Origin of the sequence: Anaeromicropila populeti (genome assembly GCF_900112775.1) — a bacterium.
Lineage (GTDB): Bacteria > Bacillota > Clostridia > Lachnospirales > Lachnospiraceae > Anaeromicropila_A > Anaeromicropila_A populeti.
The window spans coordinates 1-12,672 of record NZ_FOYZ01000016.1 but is presented as its reverse complement, the minus strand read 5'-3'; the positions used below and the strand labels follow the sequence as shown (position 1 = coordinate 12,672).

Below are 12,672 nucleotides of genomic sequence, written 5' to 3'. Positions count from 1 at the left end.
CATTATATCTTTTTATCTATTTCTTATTGAAAATATATGTGATATGCGATTCATCTAATTTTTTAGTTGCCAGACTCACAATAATTAACACCACATTTGGCACAATCATTGCAGACGCACTAAAGGTTGTAATATATGGACTGTTTAATCCAGCCGTTACTACTGCGCTCATCATAATTAAAACTGCTGTAAGCATGCTTGCATAAACTCCTGCCTTAGTTGCTCTTTTCCAATACAGACCAATCAAATATGGTGCTAATAATGTTCCAGAAACCACACCCCATGATAATGCATTTAAATTTAAAATTGGACTGTTTCCCATTGCCAAAATGTAAGCGGCTGCAACAAAACATAAACAGCAAATACGTAATAACAATACCGTATGCTTTTCATTTAATTTATCTTTTGCTAACGGCTTTACTAAATCCATAACAAATGTTGTACTAGAAGCCAAAACAATTGATGCCAGCGTAGACATAGATGCAGCTAAAATAACAATCAGCAAAACCGCAAGAACGACTGTTGGCATTATTCCATCTGTGTTTAATACCATTGGAATAATTTTATCATACACAATTCCACCATTATCATTGGCTGGTGCTGTATTATTTAAAATTAAGCGGCTCATAGATCCCATTGTATAAGCTCCTATTGTTACAATCAGTGCAAACATGGTTGAAACAACTGCTGCTGTAGAAATAAACTTTTCACTTTTAATTGTATAAAATTTGCTAACCATCTGAGGCAGTCCCCATGTACCTAAACTTGTCATAAGAACAAGAGACACTAAAGGAATTGCTGTATTTTTTGTTATTGGAGCAACTAAATCAGGATTAATTGCCTTTAAGCTTTCCATACCATTTACGAGACCACCTACATGATCATTGGATAAAATATAAAATACCAACAGAACAATACCAATAATCATAATAACACCCTGAATAAAATCTGCTATTGAGGCAGCCAGAAAACCTCCCAGAACCAGATAAAATGCAGTTACTACTGTCATAATTAGCATTATTACTTTTTCATCAATGCCAAAAGTAAGCTGAAATAAAAAACCCAGCCCCTTGTATACAGATGCTGCATAAGGTACTAAAAAAACAAAAATAATAAACGATGTGACGGAACGAAGCTTCTGATCCTTATATCTTATAGCTATAAACTGTGGCATGGTTGCAGCTTCTAACCGCTGTGTCATTTCTCTTGTTCGTTTTCCCAACACCTTCCATGCTAAATATGTACCAATAATTGAATTACCAAATACTACCCAGAATGCTGACATGCCAAATGTCCAGCCATTTTTTCCAGCATGACCAATTAATATTACAGCCGAAAAGTATGCTGTTCCGTAAGAAAATGCTGACATCCATGGAGGAATAGAGCGCCCTCCTAATGCAAAATCCGTTACGCTGCTAGTTCTTCTCCGAGCATATAAGCTCACCCCAACCATAACAGCAAGATAAACTACAAGACAGATTATATACTCCATTGTCTTTTCTTCTCCTTTTATCTCATTAAAAGTTTAATGCGCTAAAATGTACATGCGCACATATTAAAATTATACAATTGATAAATAATACCGTCAAGGTTTTTGTATGAACTGCATAATAAATAAAATATATTTGTTACTATTTTATATCTTTCACTACTATTACACTCTCATCTCAAACAAGTTGTCTATAATTGCCTTTATTACAAACTCATTTTGGTTAAAACGAATTTGCATCTCACCGTTGTTTCTCTCAATTATGTTATTAGCTACTTTAATTTGAAAATCATTGTTAATAATATTCATTTTATTTTTACCTAAATATCCTTTTTTTACTGTTTCTGAAAACATTGAAATAGAATTTCGACAAACTATGTATATTTTCCCCTTTTTCTCAAATGTTTCAAACCGAATGTAACGCTGTTTTATGTCTTCAATTTGTTCACATGCATCAATTGCATTATTTAAAATATTTCCAACAACTCCATTTATTTCCCCTGCTGTCAGTGGAAGATCCTTCACCTCTAAATTAAACTCCACCTGAATACTTTTCTCCTCTGCCCTTATCTTTTTTTCATAAATAACTACTGCTAAAATGGTATTTTCCAATTCATAAATTTGATTTTCTAATAAGGCATCTGGCATAAGTTTTTCAATATATGCCGTAGCTTCCTCAAACTTTTTTTCTTTTAACAAAAGCTGCATATTACACAAATGTGCTTTCCACTGATTTTTAATATTTTGAAGTTCATTTGTACTATTTGAAATATTGTTGTACATAGTTAACTGTGCCTTAATAAAATCAATTGTTTCGTTGTCCTTCACATGGCGCTGGTTTTTCTTATATAATGTCAGGCAGGAATAACCTGCTATAACAGCATTAATTATAACCTGAATAACAATAATTGCCACATACATTACTATTATGAAAACTTTTTGATTATGCATAATATCCCCCTTTAGACGTTCCTCTGCATGTTATATTTTATACATATTACCACAACACCAAATTTTTGGCAATATATTACACTCTTTTATAAATTGAAGAATGTCTTTCTAAGGGTACTATTTTACTTGTCCATTATTTTTTGCTACCCACTCATTTAATTGTTCTTGTTTAGCTTCAATTATATTATCCAAGCCAGCTGTACTTAAGTTTTCTTTAAACTCTGGAATAATTGTTTGAGGATCAACACTACCACAGAGCAGTGCTGGCAAATACTGTTGTATTACATTTTCTACTGCGGTATATTCAATTTTTACAGAGCTTGAATCAAAAGTAAATCCTAATGCTGGCGATTTTTTTAATGTTTTATTCTGTTCTTCTTCCCATTTCAAATATTCTTTACCTGATGCGGTCAGGGGATAAACCAAGAAATAGTTACCCATTATTCCACAACTAAGCTGTGCGGTATATGGCACATTAAATGCATCTTTTCCTTCTGGATACATTGCATATCCATCCTGGCTTATTACATAATCCCTACCTTCTATTCCATATATAAGAAGATTAATAATATCCTCGTCTGTAAATGTTAAATCTAGAAATTTCAAAGCTGTTTCAGGGATCCTTGATGTAGACGAAACTGCCCATGTTACTGAATTTACAGATACCGTATTTAAATATGCTTCTCCCAACTGAACAGCACCTAGTGGTTCTCCTCCACACTGTTTTTCTAATGCTTCCAGTCCATTATAGACTGAAGAACTGTAACAGGCAATATAACAAAAGCTTTTATCCAACGACATCAGCTCTCTTGATGTGCTGGTGGTTGTTGCAGCATCTTTCACAATTAGCCCTTCCTTATACCATGTCCTGACCAGATTGCAAGTATTTTTAAATTCATCTGTTCCGTAATAGTCAATTACTGTCATGTCCTGCCCCATTATAATTCCTTTTGGACTGTTATAGTCATCTGTCAAATAATCAACATCCTGAATACATAAATTGGCTCCAGCGGTTCCTTGCATAACGGGAACCAGCGGTTCCATATCTGGATATTCTTTCTTAACTTTTCTTAAAACACTTGTTAAATCATACACGCTTTTTATTTTTGTCATATCGATGTTTAGTTTCTCGGCAATTTCCCGTTTATATATAAGCATAGGTACTAAACCATAAGGCTTATATGCTGGAATTCCAAATATTTTTTCATCTTTTTTACAAGAAGAAAGTATTTCTTCTCCAAGGAGTTGTTTTGTTTTTGGTGCGCAGCTCTCCATAATATTTGTTAAATCATACGTCATATTATTAGAAACATATTCATTAAAACTACCAAAGGTTTGATATATGTCAATCTGACTTCCACTTTGTAATTCCATATTCACATAAGATGAATAATCCGCTATTGCAATAGGCATTAGTTTTACCTCTGCCCCTATTTTCTCTCTTGTAATTTTATTAACTGCTTCTTCCACAGTCTGCAAAGCTTCTTCTTCTGGAAGAGCATTAAAGGTTGCATACGCGAATACAATTTTATCATATTTTTTAGCACCGTCTTGTGAGTATTCTTCTTTGCTATCTAAGTTATCACAGGTAAAAAAGATAACTGTTACAATAGCTGCCACAAAAACTACTGCCACTTTTTTAATTCCTTTCCGCATAAATAGCCTCCCTGATTCAATAATAATTACAAGTATAGCAGTGAATTATTTATTTCTCTATTAAAAATAAGGCTAATTTTTTTAATTTTATAACGTCTCTAATCATTTTCTCTATACTCTTTTGGTGAAACCCCAGTTATTTTCTTAAAAATTGTAGAAAAATATGAATAATTATCAAATCCTACTGACTCTGCAATGTTACTAATGTTTTTTTCTCCAGCCTTTAACAGTTCTTTTGCTTTTTCAATACGATACTCATTAATGTATTCTTTCAAATTAACACCTGTTCGTTTCTTGTATAATTTAGACAAGTATTCCGGTGACAAATAAAATTTTTTTGCAATATCATTTCGTCCAATATTTTCGGAATAATGTTGATGTATATAGTTATTAATTTTATCAATAACAGTAACTGATTTTGTAACCTCATATTCATAATCAAATGTTTTTTCAAGCAGATAATTTACCCATCGTATCATATCAACTGTTGAATTCGTAGCACACTCAGACATTTTAATTGAAATTTCATCATAAAATAATTTGGTAGCCTGAATGCCCTGCTTCATTAAGTCTGCATAGACTACTTGCAGAATTTCCTGCTTTATTAAATATAAAGCTTGTATATTAAGGTTGTTTCCAGCTTCCAGTTCATTAAATACTTGCTTCAAATAACGTAGTATTTGAGTCCTGTCCTTTATTTCTACCAGCTCTATCATTTTTTCAAGTTCTATCATCTGCATTTTCTTTTTAACAGGCAGTTCAACTTCCTGTTCCTGAAAAATACAACTATAAATTCTTAAATTATAATTAAAATATTTTTCCACTTTTTGCTTTGCATTAAAAAGTTCTACAATTTCGTAAACATTACTAATACAACATGTAAGAAACGCTTGAAAATAATTATTAAAGACTTCCATAAGCTGCTGGCATTTTTCCATAAGCTTTTGATGCAATTTCTCATCACAAATTGTAACAACATTTAAAGTATTTCTATCTTGAAATTTAATGACATTTTCATTAAACTTACTTTCTTCCAGCACTTCCCTATGAAATTGTTCCACCATAAACTCAAAAACACCTTTTCCGTACCGCTCTACATCCTCCTCATAGTTACTTATTCTGGAATAAACAAAACAATATTTTTTATTTGCTTGTATATCTAGGTTTCTTCTTTGAAGCTCCTCCTGTATGTGTGTATTATCCAGTAATTCTCCTTCTAAAGCCCCTTTCCAGAAATCCTGCTTTAGAAGGCAAGAGTTTTGCTTCAGATTTCTCTTTTGTTTCAGTTTCATAACTATTTTTTGAAGATTCAATTCCATTGTATGAATATCAAAAGGTTTTACCAAGTATGCTGCTACATCATAATTAATTGCGTCAGCTGCATAAGAAAAGCTTTCATGGCAGGTAAGAAACAAAAGCTCACATTCTATTTTCTTTTCTCGTACCCACTTTAGTAAATCCAAACCTGTTTCTTGAGGCATTTCTATATCACTAATAATAATATCAATTTTTTCTTCCTTTACAATTTGCTTTGCATGTAATACGTCAAATGCTGTGAATACATTATTAATATCAATCTTACTCCACGCAATTGAATCCTTAATGGCTCTAACTGTTGCTGTATCATCATCAATTATCAATAGATTTATCACTTCTTCACTTTCTCCCTGTACTTTAGTTTAATGGTCTGTATTCATCTTATAATTTTCCTTTTCCGGTATATATATTTTGTTTAAACATCCGTGGGGATAAACATTTTCTAATAAAATCAAATCATCTCTATTATACATAAGTTCCATCATCCGTTTTACACTCCATAATCCAATTCGAGTTTCAGTTCCACTGTCTTCTCTGTTAGAGTGATTCATATATTCCAGCACTTCCTGTGGATACCCCTTCCCATCATCTTCAATTTCAATTAGAAGCATATTGGTTCCTTTATAATTCTGCATACTTATTTTGATTAAAACTAATAATGTTTTATCCATAGAAACTGCATATTTGTATTCATTTTCAATAAAGGTGTGAATGATCATTTGAGGAAGTCTCCATTCTTCCAGTTCTTTAGGCAAATCAATTATATATAAAACACACTGAGGATACTTTAACTCCTGCATCTCAAAATAATTATGTACATGCCTGATTTCATCTTTTATTGTAACAGTGTGAAATCCTGTGCGAAACATATACCTTATATTTTTAGACAGTGCATCTATAAATACTGCTATTTGGTCCTTACTATTTTGGCTGTTTAAACTTGAAATAGTTGTAAGCGCATTTAAAAAGAAATGTGGTTTCAATTGTAAACGTATACTTTTTAACTCCATTTCCTGAAATGCAATCCGTTTTTCATATGCCTGAATCTTCAGTTCCACTATTTCATCCACCATTTTTTCAATTGTTTCCTGTAGCAGTTCAAATTCCTTTTTGCTAAAATTTTTACTTATACAGCTACTATAGTTACCCGATTTAATCTTTTCCATATTACTTATGATAAGCCTCATTGGAGCTGCAATTTCTTGTTTGGCATAGTGTAAAATAAAGAACATAAAAAAAACTGACAGACCTGCTGCTGCTGCAACACCAAGCATACTTGTATGTGTCTGCTGAAAAATACTTTTTTTTGCAGTAAAACAATAAATTTTTATTTGTTCTTCTACAATACTTTTGCTTATTTGAAAATAATTATCAGTACTTATATTACTAATATTACCTCCATTCACAATACTCCTTGTCTGTTTACCCCAGACATATCCGATATCCCCCTCATTGTTTGTCAATATAATAGAACGATTTCCCTTCATTTCACCAGAAATAGCATTTAAAATATTACTTGCTTTGGTGTATATAGCAATAGCTCTGTTATCTTTAAGAAACATTTTATACAAATAAACGTCATTATCTATTTTTAAAAAATTCCATTGATAATTGTCTATTGCTTGATTTGAAACAGCTCTACTGGTAAAATCACGCAAGCTGTTTTTCTTTTCAAAGTTAAAGCCTGTTTTTATGGCGTCCAGACAAATATTATATTTTTCATCATATACTACGATTACATCTGCAATATGATTGCCTGCCATTAAATTTTTCATATAATTTTGCAAAGATATTGCGGAAAGATTACGTTTATTTTCAGAGTTGCTCCTTATATTTCCCAATTCTTCTTGTCTTGTTGTAATACTTACCAATACCCCATTCATTTCAATAATTCCATTATTAACTTCATTGATATATATATTTAATAACGCACCTGATGCATCTTTTATCTCTTTTTGCAAAATAGTATAGGATGAAAAACAAAAATAAACTAAAATTAAAATAAGCTGACCCGTTAAAATCATCAAATATAATAACATTTCTTTTATAAAAGATTTTTTCTTTTGCATTTTTTGACCTTTCCATTATTCTTTACTACTGTTTGATTATATAATAACACATTGTAAATCAACACCCAATTGTTATATTAATTTTCACATAAAAAGCTCCTCATAGCGTCAAACAGTTTTAAATATAAACTATCTGCCACTAGAGGAGCATGTTACTTTATTATTTATTTTTGTAAGGAGTTATCTGCTGCTTTTCATTTAACTAAAAGAATAATTTACAGGTGCATTCTTATCACTTCCAAGTGTTGCTATAAAATTAATTGTAACAGCTGATCCTGGTGCAAGCGTTGCATCCCATGATGGATTCTTTACTATCACTTTTGTTCCAGACTGACTTGATAATTCTGCACCCCAAAGACTATTAATGGTACTGTTATAATCAAATTGTAATGTCCATCCATTATATGTCTTGCTGGAATTATTCTTCAGTACAATCTGTCCCTGGAAGCTGCTTCCCCAATCACTAACCACCTTATATTCACAAGTGATTCCACTTGGCAAAGAACCAGATGCGGTTGGCGCTGGCGTTGCGGTTGGCGTTGTTGTTGCGGTTGGCACTGGCGTTGGCGTTGGCGTTGCGGTTGAACCTCCAGAACTGCTAGTAGATTCAAATACCCACTGTTGATTTGCATATCCACCGTATGTCCACTGACAAACATTTGTTCCGTCTGTTTTACCAAAATTATATGCATCTAACATTTTTGTTCCATTGCTTGCCTTTGTTGCAACGGTATATACATTACTTGTTGATGTTGACTTAATCACAAACTTCTGGGCATTTCCAGAATAACCATTATAAATCTGAACGTTTGCACCATCTGTATCAGAAGCATTTGCCACATCCATCATATAGTTGCCTAATCCACTGGTTAATGTAATATAACCATCTGATGTATTGGTTAAATACCACTTCTGTCCAGCTGCTCCTGTACCTGTACTGATTTCAACATTCTGTCCAGCTGCTCCTGTATTGTCTTTTACCTGAAGGTATTTCTGCGCATTTACATTTTTAATATAATACCAGCCATCGGTTAATTTTACAGTACTTCCTATACCTGGATTAGGGGTACTGGTTGGAGTTGGCGTTACAACTGGCGTTGGCGTTGCTGTGCCGCCAGAAGTACTTCCTATTGTATAACCAGCATCAAAGTATGCTTGTAATACAGATGTGTAGGATTGTTTTGGTGTATTTAAACTAGAAAACAACAGTGGATTTTGGCCTGTACGCCATGATACGCTGTCATATAATCCCCACCAAGTAATACCTGTAATTTTTCCACCTGCTTTTTTAGCAGAAAGGATAGCAGACATAATACTATAATAATACTGCGCTTGGTCAGAATCAGAATTACCTTTTGCATCCAGTTCAGTAATCTGAATTTCATATCCCTGGGCTACAAACTTATTTAATGCTGTCTTATAAATGGAAACACTTGGATATGTAGAGCTTAAGTGAGACTGCATACCTATTCCTGAACAAATCTTTTTACTAGAATTAATCCAGTTGATCATTTGAATGGTTTTATCTGTATCTATATAGGTGTTGTAATCATTATAAAAAAGCGACACTGTATCTGTTAAACCAAAATAATCGATACAGTCATACGCATACTGAAATGCATTTTTAACAAAAGATGGTGTTGTGTTTACACTTCCATAGATTGTCTGCCATCCAGAGTTTGATGCATGCATGTACTCATTTACAACGTCCCATGCATATACAACACTACCATACTGACTAGTATACACATGATTTATTACAGATTTAATATAAAATTCTAGTCTTGTATTCATTACAGACTGACTGACATAGCTTCCGCTTGAGCTATAACCACTTCTAAAATACCAGTCTGGTGTCTGACTATGCCAGCATAAAGTATGTGCCCGCATTTTAATGCCATTTTGGTAACAAGTTTTCATTACATTGTCCACATTGGTAAAATTCAACTTTGGAACAGTGCTTTCAGTATAACCTGATGGTATATAGTATCCAAGGTTTTTTGCCTCCGAAACAGAAATACGTCCAGTTGTTAATATAGCATCTGGTTTCATTTCATTTTCCAATGTTATACTGTTATATTGTGATTTAACAAAATTTAGTATACTACTATTGGATAATTGAGATGGTGTGATACAAGTTCCAGTATAACCAAATAATTTTCCATATGTATTAAGTAATGTTGCATTACTCGGAACTGTTGCTGCTTTGGCTGTAGTAAATGGTGCTACAGCTAAAGTACCTACTATAAGCAGTAAAGATAGGAAAACACTCAAAATCTTTTTCATATAAAATCCTCTCTTTCTATTATTGTATTCTAAAATAATCAAAATCTACATAGCCACCTGTTGACTTGGTAGCATAATTAAACAATGCAAAACGATATCCCATAAAATGTGGCATTGTGTAAGACATCTGCAACGTATTTCCTATACTGTTCCAATTTGCACCATCTAGGCTATAATAAAATGTTGCTTTATCTGTCTGGTTCGTAAAATTACAAGTAAGTTTAAGATATACTTTGCTTTGATTGACTGGAACAGAGGCTATTTCTACCGCTGAACCAGAACTTGCATTTACCATTACAATATATTTGGTGCTTCCAGACATTTTTACACCCACCAATCCATATTTCTGCTGAAATGCTGCAAGACCTGCAAAATCTCCATCTTTCATTCCACTTGTTTCTATTACGATATTTCCTGAACAGGTTGGCCCAAAAGTTCTCTGGGTAAGTGTATTTCTGGCATCTAAAATACTAGTACTTACTTTACCAGTTGTAAGTCTTAAAAATCCAGGACGTGTTGTAAGTGACCAGTTATTATTATCCGGATTGTGGTTCCACTGCCATACTAATGCCAATTTATTTGACGCACCAGTTTCTTTAAAAGAGACATCATCTACATAAAAATCCATTAAATCATTTGTACTATCTGGTGATGATGTGTATGGTGTTTCAATAAATAAGAATGACTGGGTAAGATCCACATCCGATGGAACCGTATAAGTACCTTGAATTGTGCCCCATTGGTTTTTTGTCAAGGTAGTACTTCCGAGAACTTTAATACCTTGATAACTTGAGCCATTTTGAATATTATAATTAAATTGTTTTGTGGCTGGCCCTGATGTGTATTTTACTTTTGCTGAAAATGAATAGGTTACGCCAGCTTTAATTTTTCCTGTAATATCCTGCTTTGGTCCATCACCTGTATTTTTTCTTTCCGTAACAAATAAACTTTTTGTGCCACTATAATAATTAGCAGTGCTTAATGAAATACTTCCATTATCGTGGTTTGTCCAAGGACCTACTGTAGAATTTTCAAATCCGCCATTGGTAATAATCTCAGTGCTACTTCCTCCAGAAGTCTGAAATTCATCTGATGCATAGATTTTTTTTGTAGAAGAACCCTCTACCTGCTTTGTCATTGTAAGTGGAACTTTCCCATTTACGCCAAATACAGGCCACCCATTGTTCCATGTAACTGGCACAAGATATGGTATACGTCCTACAGAGCCATGATCTTGAAACAGAAGTCCATACCACACTCCATCTGCTGTATCTATAATTCCCCCTTGAGCAATACCAGAATCTTTTAACACTACTTTTCCAGTATAGGTTCCATCTATGCTGTCTGCACGATAACAAAGTTCTGTCCGCATCCCACCTGATGGCCATGAGATTAAAAATATATAATACTTACCATTAATTTTTTGTATATGTGCTCCCTCTGCTGCAAGTCCACCACTACCTGCAATAGAACCCGCATTGGTAATAAGTGTTTTATTCAGCCCGCCTGATTTAATACCAGATGCATCAGAGTTAAGTTCTACAACTTTAATATTACCTGTACCATAAACTAAAAATACCCGTCCATTATCAAATAATAAGGAAGAGTCATGGTAAACTCCATTCAGTGATCCTACTCTTGTCCACGTACCATTTTCAATATTATTAGTTTTGTAAATATAGGTTTTACCAGTTGTATAGCAGGCAAAGCAACAGTAATAAGTACCATTGTAATATCGCAGGCTGCTTGCCCATGAACCTTTTCCATACTCGCTTTGGCCATTACTTAAAGTTTGTTTGTCACCACTTTCAATTACATCGTATACATAATTTACAATTTCCCAATTTACCAGATCCGTAGATTTCATAATAGGTACTCCTGGATTCATATGCATTGTAGTGCTGCTCATATAAAAGGTATTTCCTACTCTGATTACATCTTGGTCTGGAACATCAGCCCATATGTATGGATTAGTAACCGTAGCAATTATTGGTGTTACCGTTGGTGTTGGCGTTACTGTTGGGGTTGGCGTTACCATTGGTGTTGGCGTTACCATTGGTGTCGGCGTTACCATTGGTGTTGATGTTACCGTTGGGGTTGGTGTTACTGTTCCAGCAGGTGTATACTCCTGCCATACGCCCCATTCTCCTGTGGTTCCTGGTGTTTGAGCCTGTGTATACCATTGAGCCATCCAATATTTCCCTCCATATGAAACAATATTTCCTTTGTAATAAATAGTTGCTGCATTCCATATTGGATAGTCATTGGATACCTCTGGCAACTCTGTTCCTGTTGAATCCGTATATTCTACCCATACACCCCATTCTCCTGTAGTTCCTGGCGTTTCTCCTACTGTATACCACCTGGACATCCATAGTTTACCATTGTAGTAAACTATGTCACCACTATTATAAATAGTTGCTGGGTTCCATGTGGAATAACTTGCTGCATTAGCAATTTGTTTTGAATTCACCCCTATAAATTCTCCATTTGTTGAAAAAAAACTAGCTAACAATATTGCTAACATTGCAGTAGCACTTAATATCCTTCTCATTAATACCCCTCCATTTACGTTACATACAAATATTTTAATCTTCACCCTTTATTTTCTTTATAACATGAAACAATACACAAAACAGCTTTTATATAATTTAAAGTCTAACTAAAGGAGTAATTTGTTGGTGTATTTTTATCACTTCCAACTGTTGCTATAAAATTAATAGTAACGGTTGAACCTGGAGCAAGTGCGGCATCCCATGATGGATTCTTAACTACAACCTTAGTACCAGACTGGCTTGATAATTCCGCACCCCAAAGACTATTTATAGTGCTGTTATAATCAAATTGTAATGTCCAGCCATTGTATGTTTTAGTTGAGTTATTCTTTAATACAATTTGTCCTTG

General features: G+C 33.7%; 8 protein-coding genes. All 8 read right to left on the bottom strand.

Translation table 11 applies throughout. The annotated features are described in order from the left end of the window. Positions 1 to 16 precede the first annotated feature (16 nt). Positions 17 to 1,492 carry a sodium:solute symporter family protein gene (locus BM305_RS16115; protein WP_092563143.1) on the bottom strand — a complete coding sequence of 492 codons (1,476 nt, stop codon included), beginning with the start codon at positions 1,490 to 1,492 and terminating at the stop codon, positions 17 to 19. 162 nt (positions 1,493 to 1,654) lie between these two features. Beyond that, positions 1,655 to 2,440 (bottom strand): GHKL domain-containing protein, encoded by a 786-nt coding sequence (locus BM305_RS16110; protein ID WP_092563140.1) that lies wholly within the window; start codon positions 2,438 to 2,440, stop codon positions 1,655 to 1,657. 117 nt (positions 2,441 to 2,557) lie between these two features. Continuing rightward, positions 2,558 to 4,096 (bottom strand): ABC transporter substrate-binding protein, encoded by a 1,539-nt coding sequence (locus BM305_RS16105; protein WP_092563138.1) that lies wholly within the window; start codon positions 4,094 to 4,096, stop codon positions 2,558 to 2,560. A gap of 98 nt (positions 4,097 to 4,194) precedes the next feature. After that, entirely contained in the window at positions 4,195 to 5,748 is a 1,554-nt protein-coding gene (locus tag BM305_RS16100; protein WP_092563135.1) for a response regulator transcription factor, read from the bottom strand. 27 nt (positions 5,749 to 5,775) lie between these two features. Next, entirely contained in the window at positions 5,776 to 7,482 is a 1,707-nt protein-coding gene (locus tag BM305_RS16095) for a sensor histidine kinase (protein ID WP_092563132.1), read from the bottom strand. A gap of 198 nt (positions 7,483 to 7,680) precedes the next feature. After that, entirely contained in the window at positions 7,681 to 9,768 is a 2,088-nt protein-coding gene (locus BM305_RS16090; RefSeq protein WP_143099201.1) for an endo-1,4-beta-xylanase, read from the bottom strand. A 19-nt stretch (positions 9,769 to 9,787) separates the two neighbouring features. After that, on the bottom strand, positions 9,788 to 12,322 hold the full coding sequence (locus tag BM305_RS16085; RefSeq protein ID WP_207649505.1) for a beta-xylosidase family glycoside hydrolase: 2,535 nt from the start codon (positions 12,320 to 12,322) through the stop codon (positions 9,788 to 9,790). A gap of 104 nt (positions 12,323 to 12,426) precedes the next feature. Next, positions 12,427 to 12,672: cellulose binding domain-containing protein (locus BM305_RS16070; RefSeq protein ID WP_177214773.1), on the bottom strand; the 246-nt coding region annotated here is incomplete at its 5' end.

Bases quoted from the DNA above. Each gene is read 5' to 3' on its own strand.
- BM305_RS16115 (WP_092563143.1), bottom strand. From the start codon at position 1,492: ATGGAGTATATAATCTGTCTTGTAGTTTATCTTGCTGTTATGGTTGGG.
- BM305_RS16110 (WP_092563140.1), bottom strand. From the start codon at position 2,440: ATGCATAATCAAAAAGTTTTCATAATAGTAATGTATGTGGCAATTATT.
- BM305_RS16105 (WP_092563138.1), bottom strand. From the start codon at position 4,096: ATGCGGAAAGGAATTAAAAAAGTGGCAGTAGTTTTTGTGGCAGCTATT.
- BM305_RS16095 (WP_092563132.1), bottom strand. From the start codon at position 7,482: ATGCAAAAGAAAAAATCTTTTATAAAAGAAATGTTATTATATTTGATG.
- BM305_RS16090 (WP_143099201.1), bottom strand. From the start codon at position 9,768: ATGAAAAAGATTTTGAGTGTTTTCCTATCTTTACTGCTTATAGTAGGT.
- BM305_RS16085 (WP_207649505.1), bottom strand. From the start codon at position 12,322: ATGAGAAGGATATTAAGTGCTACTGCAATGTTAGCAATATTGTTAGCT.